The organism is Myxosarcina sp. GI1 (assembly GCF_000756305.1).
Lineage (GTDB): Bacteria > Cyanobacteriota > Cyanobacteriia > Cyanobacteriales > Xenococcaceae > Myxosarcina.
This window is the reverse complement of record NZ_JRFE01000015.1, coordinates 108,062-125,542: the sequence shown is the minus strand read 5'-3', so window position 1 is coordinate 125,542 and position 17,481 is coordinate 108,062. Positions and strand designations below refer to the sequence as shown.

15 protein-coding genes are annotated in these 17,481 nt (G+C 40.9%); 6 read left to right on the top strand and 9 right to left on the bottom strand.

Annotated elements, in window-relative coordinates; translation table 11 throughout:
* Positions 1–90: 90 nt before the first annotated feature.
* The 3 genes from gpmI to folP form a co-directional block, all read right to left on the bottom strand.
* Positions 91–1,689: a 2,3-bisphosphoglycerate-independent phosphoglycerate mutase gene (gpmI, locus tag KV40_RS11160; RefSeq protein ID WP_036481090.1), complete on the bottom strand. Its 1,599-nt coding sequence runs from the start codon at positions 1,687–1,689 to the stop codon at positions 91–93.
* 235 nt (positions 1,690–1,924) lie between these two features.
* Positions 1,925–2,377 (bottom strand): cupin domain-containing protein, encoded by a 453-nt coding sequence (locus KV40_RS11155; protein ID WP_072013812.1) that lies wholly within the window; start codon positions 2,375–2,377, stop codon positions 1,925–1,927.
* Positions 2,378–2,482: 105 nt separating this feature from the next.
* Positions 2,483–3,316 (bottom strand): dihydropteroate synthase, encoded by an 834-nt coding sequence (gene folP, locus KV40_RS11150; protein WP_036481086.1) that lies wholly within the window; start codon positions 3,314–3,316, stop codon positions 2,483–2,485.
* 243 nt (positions 3,317–3,559) lie between these two features.
* On the opposite strand from folP, the gene KV40_RS11145 reads away from it, so the two are divergent.
* Together KV40_RS11145 and KV40_RS11140 are read left to right on the top strand one after the other, a co-directional pair.
* Positions 3,560–4,336, top strand: a complete 777-nt coding sequence (locus KV40_RS11145) for an RNA polymerase sigma factor SigF (RefSeq protein WP_036481295.1) — start codon at positions 3,560–3,562, stop codon at positions 4,334–4,336.
* Positions 4,337–4,453: 117 nt separating this feature from the next.
* Positions 4,454–5,173 carry a hypothetical protein gene (locus KV40_RS11140; RefSeq protein ID WP_036481084.1) on the top strand — a complete coding sequence of 240 codons (720 nt, stop codon included), beginning with the start codon at positions 4,454–4,456 and terminating at the stop codon, positions 5,171–5,173.
* A gap of 277 nt (positions 5,174–5,450) precedes the next feature.
* On the opposite strand, the gene KV40_RS11135 is transcribed toward KV40_RS11140, so the two are convergent.
* Together KV40_RS11135 and KV40_RS11130 are read right to left on the bottom strand one after the other, a co-directional pair.
* Complete coding sequence (locus KV40_RS11135) at positions 5,451–6,800, bottom strand: cell wall metabolism sensor histidine kinase WalK (protein ID WP_036481082.1); 1,350 nt, start codon at positions 6,798–6,800, stop codon at positions 5,451–5,453.
* Between the two features lie 25 nt (positions 6,801–6,825).
* Entirely contained in the window at positions 6,826–7,506 is a 681-nt protein-coding gene (locus KV40_RS11130; RefSeq protein ID WP_036481078.1) for a response regulator transcription factor, read from the bottom strand.
* A 178-nt stretch (positions 7,507–7,684) separates the two neighbouring features.
* On the opposite strand from KV40_RS11130, the gene msrA reads away from it, so the two are divergent.
* Positions 7,685–8,350: a peptide-methionine (S)-S-oxide reductase MsrA gene (gene msrA, locus KV40_RS11125; protein WP_036481076.1), complete on the top strand. Its 666-nt coding sequence runs from the start codon at positions 7,685–7,687 to the stop codon at positions 8,348–8,350.
* 261 nt (positions 8,351–8,611) lie between these two features.
* On the opposite strand, the gene murD is transcribed toward msrA, so the two are convergent.
* Positions 8,612–10,003: a UDP-N-acetylmuramoyl-L-alanine--D-glutamate ligase gene (gene murD / locus KV40_RS11120; RefSeq protein WP_036481074.1), complete on the bottom strand. Its 1,392-nt coding sequence runs from the start codon at positions 10,001–10,003 to the stop codon at positions 8,612–8,614.
* Between the two features lie 86 nt (positions 10,004–10,089).
* Positions 10,090–11,832: a hypothetical protein gene (locus KV40_RS11115; protein ID WP_052055549.1), complete on the bottom strand. Its 1,743-nt coding sequence runs from the start codon at positions 11,830–11,832 to the stop codon at positions 10,090–10,092.
* Positions 11,833–12,043: 211 nt separating this feature from the next.
* Between KV40_RS11115 and KV40_RS11110 the strand changes: the two genes are divergently transcribed.
* Both KV40_RS11110 and mltG read left to right on the top strand, forming a co-directional pair.
* Entirely contained in the window at positions 12,044–12,622 is a 579-nt protein-coding gene (locus tag KV40_RS11110; RefSeq protein WP_036481073.1) for a DUF3727 domain-containing protein, read from the top strand.
* Positions 12,623–12,628: 6 nt separating this feature from the next.
* Entirely contained in the window at positions 12,629–13,693 is a 1,065-nt protein-coding gene (gene mltG, locus KV40_RS11105; protein ID WP_036481071.1) for an endolytic transglycosylase MltG, read from the top strand.
* Between the two features lie 45 nt (positions 13,694–13,738).
* Here mltG and KV40_RS11100 read toward each other — a convergent pair whose 3' ends face one another.
* Both KV40_RS11100 and KV40_RS11095 read right to left on the bottom strand, forming a co-directional pair.
* Positions 13,739–14,218 (bottom strand): GNAT family N-acetyltransferase, encoded by a 480-nt coding sequence (locus tag KV40_RS11100; RefSeq protein WP_156114021.1) that lies wholly within the window; start codon positions 14,216–14,218, stop codon positions 13,739–13,741.
* Between the two features lie 118 nt (positions 14,219–14,336).
* Complete coding sequence (locus KV40_RS11095; RefSeq protein ID WP_036481067.1) at positions 14,337–14,714, bottom strand: photosystem I reaction center subunit IV; 378 nt, start codon at positions 14,712–14,714, stop codon at positions 14,337–14,339.
* A gap of 285 nt (positions 14,715–14,999) precedes the next feature.
* On the opposite strand from KV40_RS11095, the gene KV40_RS11090 reads away from it, so the two are divergent.
* The gene (locus tag KV40_RS11090) at positions 15,000–17,381 is read left to right on the top strand and encodes a glycoside hydrolase family 15 protein (RefSeq protein ID WP_036481065.1); all 2,382 of its coding nucleotides are present in this window, start codon (positions 15,000–15,002) and stop codon (positions 17,379–17,381) included.
* Positions 17,382–17,481 lie beyond the last annotated feature (100 nt).

Genomic DNA, 17,481 nt, shown 5'->3' with positions numbered 1-17,481 from the left:
TATGCCGTTTATCTACTCTTATCCAAATCGAAATTTAATATTTGAGAAAGAACAAAATTACCGTTATTAAAAATCGTTCTTTCCTGAATATTACATGGAAATGCGAACTGGAGTACGATTTTGCTTGACCTCGTATTCTGCTGGTTGAATCAGCGATTTACCAGTCATTTCTTCTGGCTGGGGTAACTCTAATATTTCTAAAATAGTTGGTGCTACATCTGCTAGTTTCCCATGCTCTCTTAAAAAGACTTGACCGCCATGTCCTGGAATTTTGCGTCCTTCTCCTTCAATGAGAATAAAAGGTACGGGATTAGTAGTATGCGCTGTCCAGGGATTCCCTTCATTGTCGCGCATACATTCAGCATTACCGTGGTCGGCTGTAATTAACAGTGTTCCTCCGGCTTTATTTACAGTTTCAATCACTCTACCCATACAGCGGTCTACCGTTTCGATCGCTTCAACGGCAGCCTCCATATTACCCGTATGCCCTACCATGTCTGGGTTAGCATAGTTGACTACAATCAAAGAATAGACTCCTTCGTTGACTGCTTTGCATACTACATCGGTTACTTCTTTTGCCGACATAGCAGGAGCGCGATCGTAGGTTGCTACCATCGGACTTTGAATTAATTCCCGACTTTCCCCTTCTAACGGCTCTTCCATACCACCATTAAAAAAGTAGGTCACGTGAGGATATTTTTCGGTTTCTGCGGTACGAAACTGCTGCAAACCAGCATCGGCAATAACTTCCCCCAAAATATTAGTCAGATTTTGTGGTTTAAATGCTACTTCTACAGATAACGAAGAATCATACTGGGTAAAAGTAACAAAATGCAAGGGCTGAAGATATTTTCTTTCAAAACCATTAAAATCCGACCGAACGAACGCATAAGTTAGCTGTCTTGCCCTGTCTGGGCGAAAATTAAAGAAAATTACGCCATCTCCTTCTTTAACTGCACCTGGAGCAATTCTAGTAGGAGGAATAAATTCGTCGGTAATATCTCGCTCGTAAAAATCTTTGAGTGTTTCTATAGCCGAGCGTCCGTCACCCAGACCATCTTTGGTCATAATCTCATAGGCTTTTTGTACTCGATCCCAACGGCGATCTCGATCCATAGTAAAGTAGCGTCCGCTTATGGTAACAATACTTCCTACGCCTGTTTTATCGATATATTCTTGAATTTTGCCTAATGCCTCGACACCTTCTGTAGTGTTAGTATCTCGTCCATCAGTAACTGCATGAATGCAAACATTCGCAATGCCATTGATTTTAGCTAGATCTAACAAACCTAATAGATGTTTTAAGTGGGAATGTACTCCTCCTTCGGAACACAAACCAACTAAATGTAGCTTCCCACCCGAAGTATTAACTTTGTCGCATATATCTACCAAAACTGGATTGCGAAAAATCGTCCCCTCCTCTACTGCATCAGATATTCTGACTAATTCTTGAGGAACAATTCTTCCCGCACCCAAATTCAAATGCCCTACTTCTGAATTACCCATTTGTCCCTCTGGCAGACCGACATCTTTACCAGAAGTATTAATTAAAGTATTGGGATAAGCTGTTAGTAGGCTATCAAATACTGGTGTTTCTGCAGTGGCGATCGCGTTTGCTTCTGTTGCCTGACGATGTCCCCAGCCATCTAAGATAGCTAGCACCACTGGAGATACAGGTGCTCCAACCATAATTGTTACCCATAAAATAAGACTGCTATGCACATTGATAATAGCATTGCATTTGCATCTATATGTACTGTATTTGTTTTGATTTTTGAATTTTTAGATCGAGGAACACAAACAACTGTTAATTTTTATTTACAAAATAAGTATGATGTCAACAAAACACATTGGGTTTCTATGCTTAACTCGCTTGATTCTCGTTATATGGTCGTATTGTTGAGTATGTCATAATATGATGACTTTAACAGGAAATCAAAGAGTCCATTCGCGATAAAACTTGCAGATCTTCGCTATCTAATTCTGTAGGTGTGCCACTACGAACTAATTCTGAAAAGTCTTCGTTAGGAACCATAATACTAAGCACGTATAAACGCTGCGTTCCAGTATTTTTCAAATAATGAATTCCTGTTTTGGGCATCAATACGCTATCGCCAGTATTAAGGGGAACTTCTTTGCCGTCGCAAATAGCCATTCCCTCTCCTTTAAGAATAAAAAATATTTCCACGGCAAAATTATGCCGATGTGGCGGCGTGGCACCGCCTGGATCGAAAATTTCGACACAGACAGTCAAAGAGTCATCGGCACTATCGGGATCGAAAACGATTGCTACACGATTGGTGTCTTCAGGTTTAATCCGATAAGCCTGATAATCTCTAGCGGTTTTGATAACTGGAATCATACAGCGTTGGTTCATTATTAACCCCCGTTCAAAATCGCATATTTTAATACTTCGATCTTTATAGTATCTCGAACTTACGAACAGATATCTTAAAACTCCTGGTTTCAACCTAGATGCGGTTTATTTACGCCAAATTGCATCTGCCATCAAACAAACATCTCGCATTTCGGCTACGTCATGAACTCTGACAATATCGGCACCAGCAGCGATCGCGCCACAGCAAGCAGCTGCCGTTCCCCAGAGTCTATCTTGAGGATTGTCTCGATTGAGGAGATGACCGATAAAGCTTTTACGAGATACTCCAATTAATATCGGTAGCTTTAAACTTTTAAGTTCTGACAAACGCCGCAAAAGCTCTATATTTTGCTGGCTATCTTTGGCAAACCCAATACCAGGATCGATAATCAAATTGGATTGTTTGACACCACAGTTAAGAGCGAGTTCGGTTTGAGTTGCTAAAAATTGCTTTATTTGCGCCAATAAATCTTGGTAATCGGTCATTTTTGTCATTGTTGCTGGAGTACCGCGAATGTGCATTAAGACAATTGGTACGTTAAGTTTACCTGCGGTAGGCAGCATTTGTTTATCGAAGGTTCCACCAGAAATATCATTGATAATATCGGCACCAGCAGCGATTGCCGCTTCAGCCACCTTAGCTTTTGTCGTATCGATAGAAATAGGAATCGAGCTTACTTGGCGTAGCTTTTCAATTACAGGAATAACTCTGTGTAATTCTGTTTCCAGAGATATTTTTGCAGCATAAGGACGAGTAGATTCGCCGCCAATATCGATAATGTCAGCACTGTTTTCTATGGCACTCACAGCGTGCCGCATCGCAGATTCGAGATTATCGAATTTACCACCATCACTAAAGCTGTCGGGAGTTACATTAACAATTGCCATTAAATAGGTTTTACGACCCCATTCAAACAAATGCTCTCTAACTTTTATCATCGCAGTATAAAACTAATCGCGCTCGTTGAAAACAGCTTAAATCTTACGTAATTTTACTTAAATCTCAGTAGAATTTGGGAAAAAACTGCAAGTTTACTAATAATAAATAGTAGAAATGCTGTTGTCCAGATAAAAAGGAAAGAATTAAGCTGAATTTGAATTGATAAGACATTGCTTGTTTCTGAGTCAAATCAAACCAACTTACCAAACATTAACGTTTATCTGGAAACTCAATTTTTTAAAATGACAGCCTGCATAAATAAAAGTATCAAAATAGATAGTTTATATTTGCTTCAAAAATACCACAATACTCAAGATACTGATATCCGCAATCAAATTGTAGAGTTAAACTTTGGTTTGGTAAAAAAAGAAGCACACCATTGGATGAACCAGTGCCACGAAAGCTACGAAGACTTATTACAGGTAGGCTCAATCGGTTTAATTCGTGCGATCGAACGCTTTAGTATCGAACGAGGCAATGCCTTTAGCTCTTTTGCAATTCCTTATATTAGAGGCGAAATTCAACACTATCTAAGAGATAAAAGTTGCACTCTCCGTATTCCTCGCCGCTGGTTAGAATTAAGAAGACAGTCAGTTGCTTTTGTCAATCAGTTTCGCGAAACTTATCATCGCCAACCTACAAACTCAGAAATAGCACAGTATTTAGAAGTATCTCTTAAAGAATGGCAGGATATTAGACTGGCATATCAAAATAGAAGACCGATCAGCTTAGATGTCTCTGTCAACCACGATCGCGATAGTCAAACCAGTTTGGGCGATTTGGTTGCCGATCCCAAACATCGTAGTTTTCAGTTAGTTTATGAAGATACAGTACGTCTTCAGCAAGCTTTAGGCGAACTAGAAGAACGTACTAGAAACGTTCTCGAATTTGTCTTTTTACACGATTTGACTCAGAAAGAAACCGCCAAATTATTGGGTATCAGTGTGGTAACTGTATCTCGTCAGATCAAAAAAGGTTTGAATATTTTGAAAAAGAATATGGTCACAGAAGTATCTTGAGTTTTACCATTCAGATTACAGTTAATTTAGCTGCTACTCTTTATACTTGGAGTTTGAATAAATTCTCAATGCATCATTAATTAAAAATAATCTTTTCTAACTTTAAAATTAATTAATATGAACAAAATTGCATTATTTATATTGGCAGGTACTTTAGCTCTATTTACAGAAAGTTGCTCGTATTTATCGGATTTTGCCGCTCTGAGAAAAGAAACTGAAGATAATGAAATCGATCCTGCTAGTATTACAATCGCTCCTGATGAAGATTTGATGGTAGCTGAAGAAGACGAAGTCACCGAACCCAACGATAACATTGCAGGATTAATTCCAGCAACTAATGCCAACGTCAGAGTTAAAAGCGTTGTTAGAGGAAGACAAGATCCGTTTTCTGCTCTCAATTTACAACCAAAAGTAGAATTTGAGGAAGAGGAGGTAGTTGCTTCAGATGTAGGACAGCCTTCAGAAGTCCCCGTGTTCGACCCTCCAGAAGATATGCTTGCTGACTCTTCAGATGATGATTTTTTTGAGCCGCCAGAAGAAGAGTTTCTCGAACCCACATTGGCTAGAGAGGTTGTAGTTACGGGAGTTGTTAAAGTTGATGGCAAAGATAAAATAATTGTGAACGCTCCCGAAGAAACTTCAAGCCGCTATGTCGAAGTCGGACAGTATCTTTCTAATGGTCAAATTTTAGTCAAAGATATCGATTTTAATAATCCTACTCCCGTAGTTATTTTAGAAGAGTTTGGCACTGAAGTTACTAAAGAAGTAGGCGAATCAGTAACTTCTGAAGAGGATTATCTTTCGCGATCGCTCTCTGATAAATTATTTGGTAGCTAAATATAGTCATTCCGAATAAAAACCATACGATTTCCAAAAAAAATAAGTAGCGAGTAGCGAGTAGATTCGAGATCCACAGACGCTATCGCGTCAAAGTCGCTGAGTCTCCGACTTGCTTCGCAAACGCGACGCTTGGGCGTAAGCCCTGTTCGACGTAAGGCGCAAGGGAATGCTCGAATCAGAGTAGCAAGTAGCAAGTAAACCCGTTATTAATACATATTTACCATAAGGAAATTAATTGGAATGACTAAACCTTTTAGAACTTACTAGCTCTATGTTATTTGTTTTTATTTTTACTTAAGCTTTTTAGAGATGAATATTTATCGGTTAATTTGGTTTTTTCGACTGTAGCCAGGGGCAAACGAACTAAAAAACAGCTACCGACATCAAGTTCACTGGTAACGGTAATTTTGCCTCCGTGATGTTTGGCGATCGCCGCAGCAATAGCCAATCCTAACCCCGTTCCTCCCTGCCGACGAGAGCGAGCTTTATCGGCTCGCCAAAAGCGGTCGAAAACACGTTCTATTTGTTCGGGAGCAATACCAATACCAGTATCTCTAACCTTAACCAGAGCATAACGACCGTGCGCCTGCAAATCTACAGTAACTGAGCCACCTTCTGGGGTATACTGTAAGGCATTTTCTATTAAATTAGAAAATAAACGCGATAGCTGGGCTGAATCGCCCATTATGGCAATATTAGTTGCTATATGAGAATTTAAGGCAATTTGTTTTTCATTAGCTAGCGGTTCTAATAAAATCGTACAGTTTTGTAGAATTCCATCGAGAAAAATCTTAGTAAGCTGGCGATCGACTGGTGCCATAGTCGCTTTAGCATCATTACGAGCGAGAAACAATAGATTCCCTAACATCTCGCTCATTTGTAGAGTCGCTCCCGCAATCGCCGCAAGTTTTTTAGCATCTTTAGGATGAACCCTTTCGGGATGATTGCGCATTAAATCTACCGAAGCTTTGATTGCTGTAAGGGGACTGCGGAGTTCGTGAGAGGCATCGGCAGTAAACTGTTTTAGTCTTTGAAAACTAGCTTCAATAGGTTCGATCGCCTTTTGAGTCAGCCAAAATCCACCCAGTCCGATCAAAATCAAGGTCATCATCCCACCAACAATTAATACCCACAGCAATTGATTTTGAATTGTTTCAATTTCTCTTAATGACTGACTGGCTCGGATAAAACCAACTAAAGACGGTGGATCGAGTTCGCTATTGTCTCTGATAAACACCGAAACTGTATGAGTGCGAAACATTTCACCAGTTTCTTCTTGGCGTAAATTAGTCGTACCTGTTTTGGGAGAGTCATCTAGCTTAATAAAACCTTTGCTTCCAAGTAAATTGCCCCGAGCGTCAAACCATTCCAAACTCTGTCGATCGCGATTGAATATGTCTCGCCAGGGTACTTCTTCTACACGATTGAGATACTGCTGTCCTCCTTCTTCTACCCTCGAAAAAGAAAGAGTTGCCGATTGAGCCAAGGTAACGATACGTTTATCTAGCTGACGATAGAGATTACGGCTAAAAAAAACGTAAACTCCCGTACCAAAAACACTCAAAATAGCCGCCATAACTAGCAGATAGTACAGCAGCAGGCGCGATCGCAGTCCTTGAAACATCAATCAGTTCTCAACAATTACAAATTTATTTTGGTTCTTCTTTCAAACGATAACCCAAACCATAGACAGTTTCGATTAGATCGTGGGGAGCACCTGCAGCTTCTAATTTTTGTCTCAAACCTCTGATATGAGCTTTTACCGTTGCTTCTTCAGGAACCTGCTCGAAAGACCAGAGATGTTCCAAAATTTGAGCGCGACTAAACACCCTTCTGCCATTACGCAAGAAAAATTCCAGTAACTTGTATTCTTTGGGACTTAAAAGAAAAAGTTCGTCTTTGTAAAAGACTTCACAACTACTAGGATCTAAACGCAAATCACCCCAGGAAAGTACTGGCGGTAAATTATTCGTTCCCCGACGTAGCAAAGCACGAATTCGAGCCGAAAGCTCTGGCAGCTCAAAGGGTTTGATTAAATAGTCATCTGCACCAGCATCTAAACCTTCTATTTTGTTGTCTAAAGTATCTTTAGCGGTCAACATCAAAATTGGAATATCACATCCCTTAGCGCGTAATTTTTTGCACAGAGTAACACCGTCCATTTTGGGTAGCATTACGTCTAACAAAATTAGATCGTAGGTGAATACATCCAGTAAATCCCAAGCTTCAACTCCGTCATAAACGGCTTCTACTGCATAATGTAAATCCGTAAGATATTCGACTACTGCATCGCTAATGCGTTCGTCATCTTCTACTACCAAAATTTTCATTTTCTATTTCCCATTCTTTTTAGAGACATCGTAAGCAAATCATTGCCAACAAGCAAGCTTACTACCCATTCGTTACTACAATAATTGTAGTGTTAGCCGAATTACCAGTTTTGAAGATTGTTTATATCATTATTATTAAGCGCAAACAAAATTAATATTTATTTGGAAACCAATTTTTATGGGATTATTCGATTTATTGGGCAAAAAAAGTGCCATGCCCGCACGTGAAGATGCTTTACCAGGGCGCGATGCTAAAATGTCAGTCCCCGACCAACATTATGTTAATGGTAATATCCTACAGGCTCCTTTTCCCGAAAATATGCAGCAAGCTATGTTTGGTATGGGCTGCTTTTGGGGTGCAGAGAGAAAATTCTGGCAGCTTGAAGGTGTTTATTCTACCGCAGTAGGTTATGCTGCTGGCTATACTCCCAACCCTACTTATCGCGAAGTATGTACGGGCATGACTGGACATAACGAGGTTGTTTTCGTAGTATACGATCCCGAAAAAATTAGTTATGAAGAGTTGCTAAAAGTCTTTTGGGAAAGTCACAATCCCACTCAAGGAATGCGCCAGGGTAATGATGCTGGCACTCAATATCGTTCTGGTATCTACACTTATTCAGAAGAACAGAAGCAGTTAGCGCAAGCTTCAAAACAAGCCTATCAGCAAGAACTAAATAAATCTGGCTACGGTGAAATTACCACCGAAATTATCGACGCTCCAGAATTTTATTATGCTGAAGAGTATCATCAACAGTATTTAGCTAAAAATCCTAACGGATACTGCGGTTTGGGCGGTACTAATGTCTGCTATCCTCAAACTGAAAACACGGCAGTTAGTTAGTAACATTTATTAGATTAAATTTATTTTGTGGCGCGATCGCTCTTTAAGTAATGCTAGGAGCGATCGCGCCATTTTTTGCTTTGATAGAATAATTAGTCATTAAATAATATTTCATCCAACTCATTTTAAGAATCTAATAGCCAGATGGATATTGAAAAGCTGCGATCGCTTAAAATTCTAAAACTTTTAAAGTATCTTATAAAGTTTTAGCAAAAGATGGAAATCGAATTGTTTGAGCAGCAGCAAACGAAAATTTACAATCTAGGTAAATAGCTGTTGGCAAAGCTGGCGGAAGTGTTCCCCTCGATGCTCGAAACTTTGATAGCGGTCAAAACTTGCACAGGCAGGAGACAATAAAACTACTTTAGCTTTATAGGCTAGAGCCAGTTCCAAACTTTTGGTTACGGCATTTTCCATCGTCTCTACAATTTCATAATTATCGTAGCCGCGATCGCTCAATCTTTGAGCAAAAAGCGGTGCAGCAGCACCAATCAATAAGACAAATGAAGCCTTGGCTTTAATAGTTTCTAACCAAGCGCAATCTTCACCTGCTTTCGCTTCTCCCCCAGCAATCAAAATTGCAGGTGCATCTACAGCAGCTAAACCTACTTCTGCCGCATCATAGTTAGTTGCCTTACTGTCGTTAATAAACTCAATTCCTCGATGAGTACCTACAGATTCGAGGCGATGCGCTACACCAGGAAAGCTGGTAATTGCTCTAGCGATCGCCGCTTTATCGATTCCTGCCAATTTAGCTGCTGCTACCGCCATTAAGAGATTTTGCTGATTGTGCTGTCCAGACATTTTAAACAGAGAAATCGGACAAATCAGTTCGCCAAAAGCTACTATCCAACTGTCTTCTATATATACTGCTTTGGCGCGATCGCAGGGAAGTTTGTCTTTGCCTGCAATACTCGTCCAATAAGCATCGGGAAACTGTTCTGCTGCCTCTGTTAACAAATAGCGATCGTCTCCGTTAAGAATTTGTTGACGACTGCGTTGCAACAAAGAAGCTTTGATGCGAGCATAATTTTCCAGAGTTTTATGGCGATTGAGATGATCTGGAGTTAGGGTCGTCCAAATACCGATTTTGGGAGCAAGTTGGCTAGAAGATTCTATTTGATAGCTACTTAGTTCGGCAACTATCCAATTGTAATTATTAGAGTCTTGTCTCGATAGTGCCAGTTCGCAGGCAGCATGTCCGATATTACCACAGGCGGGAGCGTGGAGATTGGCGGCTTGAAAGATCGCGGCAACCATAGCGGTAGTCGTGGTTTTACCATTGGTTCCCGTAATACCGACCCAGGGAACTGCTTTTAAATAACGCCAAGCCAGTTCGATTTCGCCGATAGTTTCAGCACCTAATTTTCTAACTTCGATTAGTGCGGGTATATCCCAGGGAACGCCAGGGCTGACTACTACTAAATCTGGTAAAGCGATCGCCTCTAAAGTTATAGTCGAGCCAAACTTGACTTCAATTCCATCTCGAACCAGCCTTTGTTTTAAAAGCTGGAATTCATCGGCATTAAAACGAGATGATAGCTGGGTTTCGGTAGCAGAATCGATTATAGCTACCTGCCAACCATCACCAATTAAAAGATTGGCAGCAGCAATTCCCGATCTTCCTAATCCAATAATCTCAGCTTTGGGCATGAATCAAAGTAATCTACGAGCGGTATTTAGCAAATAACTTGCTTATACAATTTAATATGTTTTAACTTGTTTTGCTCGGAAAAGGATTAATAGCAATGATACAGTCGATAGCGATACCCAGAGGCTTTAAGCCGATTGAATTTTTCATCCACAGCACAATTTTGCGATTCTAATTTGACTGCTGCCGAGAAATTAACTACCCAAACATCTACAGGACGAGATAGTTCTTCAATGTGTCGATTTAAGTTACGGGTGGGAACATCGTCATCTGCTTCTTTATGTAGCAATAAAAATTGAGGCGGATTTGAATTTTCAGGATTGAGTTTTTGCCATTCCCAGGCCAAACCCATTATTTCACCCGTTTGTTCGTGAGTTTTGTGTACGGTGGCAATAACTGTAGGAATTTCTGGATTATCTCTTTGTGCGTCAGCAATTACGGGAACGACTAAATCAGGGCGGTCTGGTTTTTGATAAGCTAAATTGCTGACAATGCTAATACTGCCACAACAGCCAAGAAGTAGGGTTAGAATGACTAGAGTTTTCGGCACCAAAAATTTAGTTTGACTACTTTGAGAACTTTTGCGCCACAGTTGGGCAAACACAGTAGCAATCGCCAATAACACGCTAGGAAAATAGAAAAATTGAAATCGAGCCGCTAGAGTTAAATCGCGATCGAATATATATGTAAATCCTAAAATTAAGCTTACAGAAGCCAAAAGATACCAAACAACAATATTTAATAGGCGATCGCCAGTATTACTGTAGAAATTTTTAATGGTAGCGATCGCCAGCCAGCCTAATATTGGTAAGACAATTGCCACAGAAACTACAATTACCCAAGCAGGAACGTTTTGAATGGGTACCATCATTAACATAGTTACGATCCAACCCAACAGCCTGGGAATTGGCGCGAAAAATTCGCCTCCAAGAGCATTGTCCTGATAAACCCATTCAGTCAGGCGATCGTCGGGTATAGTTTTCCATGCCCAAATCCAACCCAGACAGCCGATAAAAGTTCCCAAGATGGCAATACCAACTCTACGCCAACGGTGAGAACTGAGTAGAGCTAAAGCATATTTAGTTCCTTTTCCGTTAGCCTCTTGCAGCCAAAACCCACTTAAAACAATAATCTGAGCGATTAAAGACAGGACAAAAAAATAATGAGTGGCAACAGCCAAACTATTAACAACTATCCATAGCCAGATTATGGCAATAGGTGGAAGAGACTTTTTTTGTAAATGTTTTATAGTAGCGATCGCACAGGCTAGAGAAGCAATTATCCAGAGAATTGCCAGGGTGTAATGGCGAGCTTCTTGAGCCAAATAAATTCCGTAGGGAGAAACTGCCATTAATGCGGCAGCTATTTGGCTGGTAACTATGCAACTACGCCAAAGATATGTCAAACCAAACGTAGCAGGAATCGCCAAAACTCCTAATAGAGCACTCAACGAACGAGCCTGCCACAGGGATACGAGTGCCGACAGGCTGGGAAATAATTTTAACCACCAATGAGTTAGCAGAAAATAAAAAGGAGGATGGGTACTTTCATCCATTAAATGTAAAATAACATCGCGACTTTTAATAGTATTGTCTATAGTTACAGGCTGTAAAATAGTATCGAGCGAGATTATTTGCTCTAAAGGAACTGTTTTAAAACTATTGCCGAGACTAAACACTAAAGTTGCCCATTCATCTGCCCAAGGAGGTTTGGCAGCTAAATTTGTAAAGCGTAAACTTAACCCCAATAAAATCCAAAACAGGAGCAGACAAAAGTTTATCCAGATATTCTTTTTGTAAACGGCATGGCGATTGCCCATAAAATAAGACATTCGTACAAAGTAAAATCTTTTCAATTCTACCGATCCCGAGTTGTTAAAAATCGCTCTCAACTAAGATTGAGTATTAAAATTTACGGCAATTTAAAACGTTTTGATGTCCTCGGTCATGATATTCTGAGGTTTGAACCAAAGCGATCGAACTTCAAGAACGAGTATAAAAAATCGATCGAGCATTATCGGATCGGAGAAACAACTTCTAATCATGTCTTCATCTCAATTTAATCGCGATAACGAATATTACGATGGAGAGACATTAACTTTAGTTGATGACAATGGGAGATCGCTTCCCTGCTACATCGAACATTCTATAGAAGTAGACGGCATTACCTATTTGTTACTCATGCCGACAGACATACCTATAGTAATTATGAGTTGGGAGCGAGAAGATGATGAAAACGAGGAAGTAGAAGCTACGATGTTAGAAGATGATAGTGAAATTGCAGAAATTTTTGGTAACGCTAAAGCCGTACTAGCAGAGCAAAATTTGTATCTCTACCATACTGCTTACACACTTACTGCCATTGGGGAACTTCCTCCTTTAGAAGAAGATGAAATTTTGACTTTAAACATAGATGATGAAGATAGTCAGCTAGAGCCAGAAGAATTACAGTTGCTAGCGAGTTTTTATCATTCAGAACGCAAGTACTGTATTTATACACCTTTAACCCCTTTATTGTTTTTCGCTCGCTACGATTTAGAAAATCGGCTAGAATTGGTTTCTCCCGAACAGGAAAATTTACTACCGATTTTACAAGAACTGCTGTTTGATGAATCTGAGTGATACAGAATGAAGCTGGTTAAAAAATATAAGTTACCCTATCTTGTGGCAGCTAGCCTGGCTGTGATTTTAGGATTTGGTGCGATCGCCAGTTGGTTGTGGTGGCGAGGCGCGATCGCACCTGTAGCTCAAGAATCGGCATTAGAAACCGAGTCGGTTCGATTTACTGTTGAGAGTGGCATGACGGGGCAACAAATTGGCAATAAATTAGCCGAAGCGGGTTTGATAAAATCGGCAGATGCCTGGAAAATTTGGACGTGGCAGCAGCGACAACAAGACTCTTCTAGTGGTTTCAAAGCAGGTACTTATTTGTTGTCACCTCAATCATCTCTACCAGCGATCGCAGGTAAAATTTGGCGTGGTGAGATTATGCAGACAACTTTCACCATTCCTGAAGGCTGGTCGATCGCCGAAATGGGCGAATACTTTGAAAGTTTGGCTTATTTTAGTGCCGCAGATTTTATTGCTGCTGCTAGCGAGATTCCCTACCAGCGATATTCCTGGCTACCACCAAATCTGCCAATTCTCGAAGGTTTTTTGTATCCCGATACTTACAAAATTGGCAGCGATCGCGCTACCAACCCCCAGGCAGTCATTCAGGTAATGCTCGATCGCTTCGAGGAAGTCGCGCTTCCCGTATATCAACAGGCACAAACCGATTTTAGTCTTTTAGAGTGGGTAACTTTAGGTAGTATCGTCGAAAAAGAAGCGGTTATTGCCAAGGAAAGGGCTTTGATTGCAGGGGTATTTGTTGCCAGATTAGAAAAAGGCATGAAACTAGAGACAGACCCAACTGTAGAATATGGTTTGGGCATCAGGCAAACAGCCGACCAGCCTCTTACTTACGCTCAGGTGGGAACGCCTTCACCATATAATACCTATATGAATTTTGGCTTACCTCCCACTCCCATTGCCTCTCCTGGAATTGCCAGTCTCAAAGCTACTCTCAACCCTGAAAGCAGCGAATATCTATATTTTGTCGCTCGTTATGATGGCACTCACGTTTTTAGCAAAACTTTAGCCGAACACGAAGCTGCTACTCAAAAAATTCGCCGTCAATGGGAACAAAGATAATTTGCGATCGTGTGTCTGCCAGTTAATAAAAAACATAACAGACTGCTAAAGCTTCTTAAAATATCTAGCAACTGGAAACAAACCAAAGCCTACCTTTTCATAAGTATGACGCGCTGGGGCATGACCGCGATCGCCTCCAGTCTCTACCATAGCTACAGACATTCCAGCAGCTTTCATCCAATCGAGAGCAAATTTTATCAAAGTGGTGCCAATGCCTTGACCTTGAAATTCTGGCTCGACAGCGACCATGTGAATTTCACCCATGCTATCTTCTGAGTGTAGTTTGACGGCTACAAAGCCTACAATAAAATCTGTATGTATAGCAACCCACACACTAATATCTTCCGCAGCGCAGACATCCTCAATAGCCTTTTTCTGGCTTACGTGCCAACTATCGGGATAGAATGCCCGATACACGTCGGCATCCATCGCTTTCTGAATTGAATCAAAAACGGGAGTCCATGCCCGAAGCGAAAGGCAAATTATTCCATCCAGGTAATGAACCTCGTAAGGTTCGATCTGAATTTTCATCTAGAGTTATTTTTAATGGACAATAAAGCTCACTAGATATGCAGAAGTAATCCTCCAAAATCGAACGACCTTGGAGGATAAACGATGAGATAAATTAAGTTCGAGCGACTAACTAACGAGCTTCCGTTCCTTGGTTAGGATCGCCCTCAACCTTGGTGTTTTTATCTCCAGGGGCTTCTGCTTTTGCTCCTTCTCTAGCGTTTTCACTGCGCTCTTCACTACCAGTGCGGCGAGTTTTAGCCTCGGTAGGGGTTTGTTTGCCATCAGAAGAAGGAGTTTTCTTAGCTTTTTTGCCTTTGGGTGCGCCTATTTCTTCAAGCTCTGCCTCGGCAAAGTTGTTAGTATTGACTCCAGCATAGTTTACTTTTTCAAAACGGACGATTACAGGATAGCGAATACCGCTTTTGTCAACTGTTGCAACCGTACCAACGTCTTTATACCAATAGGATTCTGGACGAAGAATTCTGACTGTAGAACCTCGTTGAACCATAAATCTAGTCTCCTGAAAATTGATTTTGTTTGTTTTTTTAAATATAAGAGAAAAATTGCCGACAACTCCCTCTTATTGTTGGTTTTTGGGCTAAATAGATATTAACCGTAAAACTTTACAGACAAGTTTATCAAACCTATGAGCTATTAAATTTATACGAAACATAACGATACGGCAGTTTTGTCTGGCTTTGTTTACTATCCCTATACAATTGCTATCCCCAGACAGATGTAACAATTTTGACATCTTTCTAAATTAATAACTAAAAAAATAGGAGAGCGATAAGTGACCGAATTGGACGAAAACCAAGAAGCGTTTGGGCATCCAGGGATCGAACCTCGCTGGACTCACGGTAGTAAAGAAGGTATCGGAACGGCTTATTCTGTAGCTAGCAACATTTGGTTTACGCTTTGGAACGGCGTTCTAACAGAAATTTTTTATCCTACTATTGACAAACCTCAGACTCGCGATCTGCAATATTTGGTCAGTGATGGTGAAAAAAACTTTCACGGAGAAAAAAATCACCTAAAAACTAAAATAGAAGCGATAGATAGTAGTCTGGGCTATCGCATTATCAATTCCGAGCCACAAGGGCGATATCAGATAACCAAAGAAATTATTAGCGATCCGCATCTTCCCTGCATTCTACAGCACACTAAATTATCGGGAAGGAAAGATATTTCCAAACTCAATCTTTATGTCTTATGCGCTCCTCATTTAGAAATTGGTGGTTGGGGAAATAATGGCTATGTTCGTCAATTTGCGGGTAAAAGAATTTTAATCGCTCAAAGGGAAAATTCCTGGATGGCGCTCGCTGCCACAATTCCTTTCAAACGTCTGTCGGTTGGTTATGTCGGTCATAGTGACGGCTGGCAAGACTTAGAAGATAATTATCAAATGGACTGGGAATTCGATCGCGCCGAAGATGGTAATATCGCTCTCATGGGAGAACTCGATCTCAGTAAAGGTTACGAATTCACCCTGGCGATCGCTTTCGGTAATACCATGCACCGAGCCGTAACCAATTTATTTCAATCATTAGACATTCCCTTCGAGCAACAGCGCGATCGTTTTATCCGCCAGTGGCAGCGTATTTGCGGCGAATTTAAGTCTTTAGATGCAGTTACTAGCGATGGCGGCAATCTCTATCACAACAGTTATAAACTGTTGCTAGCCCACGAAGACAAACAGTATTCGGGAGCAATGATTGCCTCTCTTTCTATTCCCTGGGGACAGAAAAAAACCGATGATGCTGATTATGGCGGCTATCATTTAGTTTGGCCCAGAGATTTATACAACAGTGCTACCGCTCTGATTGCCGCAGGATATACCGAAACGCCCTTACGTACCCTAATCTATTTAGCTACACTACAGCGAGAAGATGGGGGTTTTGCTCAAAACTTTTGGCTCGATGGCACGCCAGAACGTCAAAGTACCCAGCTTGACGAAGTAGCCTATCCAATTTTATTAGCTTGGCGTTTGTATCGCGAGAAAGCCCTGCGAAATTTCGATCCCTATCCGATGGTTGTTGCCGCCACTGCATATTTAATCGAACGGGGACCCGTTACACCTCAAGAACGCTGGGAACAATCTAGCGGTTTTTCACCAGCTACTCTAGCAGTTACTATTGCTGCTTTAATTTGCGCTGCTACCTGGATGCGGGAACGAGGAGAAGATAAAACTGCCAAATTTGTTGAGGAATACGCCGACTTTTTAGAATGTCATATTGAAACTTGGACGGTAACTACAGAAGGTACTTTAGTTCCAGAAATTTCCCAGCACTATATTCGCATCACTCCCGCTTCACCAGACGATATTCGTCCGAATGAAAACCCCAACTGCGGTACTTTATACATACCCCATCGCCATCCCGACAGCCAACAAGAGTTTCCTGCCAAAGAAATAGTCGATCCGAGCTTTTTACAGCTAGTACGCTATGGTATTCGACGTCCCCATCATCCTTTAATTGTCAATTCCCTCAAAGTAGTAGATAAGATATTAAAAACCAATACCCCCTACGGTGCAGTTTGGAAACGTTACAATCACGACGGACACGGACAGAGAGATGATGGTACAGCCTGGTCGAATTGGGGTACGGGGCGTTCCTGGACATTATTAACTGGCGAACGAGGACAATACGAACTCGCTGCGGGTAACGATCCTACCCACTATATTAAAGCTATGGAAGGTTTTGCTAGCTGTACGGGTTTATTGCCAGAACAGGTTTGGGACGCTCCAGATATACCCCAGCAACATATGTATTGTGGCAGACCAACAGGTTCGGCAATGCCTCTGTTGTGGTCGCATTCAGAATATATTAAGCTCTTACGCTCTGCCGCAGACGGACGAGTATTTGACTATATTCCCGAAGTAGGCGATCGCTACGATAGTAGAACCGACTGTCAACTATTAGAAATTTGGAAACCCAATCGTCAAATAAATCGAGTCAAACCCAACTACACTTTGAGAATTCAAGACAAAAACGCTTTCCAGCTAGAATGGTCTGTTGACAAATGGCAAACCAGGCATAAGCAAGATTCTGTTGCTACAGTATTAAACATCAATTACGTCGATCTTTCCATTGCCCCAGAACAAAGTTTACCTATTTACTTTTCTTTTCTCAACCGAAATCGAGAAGATACATATATTATTGATATCGAACGCTAAATTAACAGTTATTTTAGGTTCAAAATATAGATGAAGCTAAAAAATTGACCTACAGTAGGAAAATAACTGAAAGAATAATTATCCTTTTAGAGATCTATAT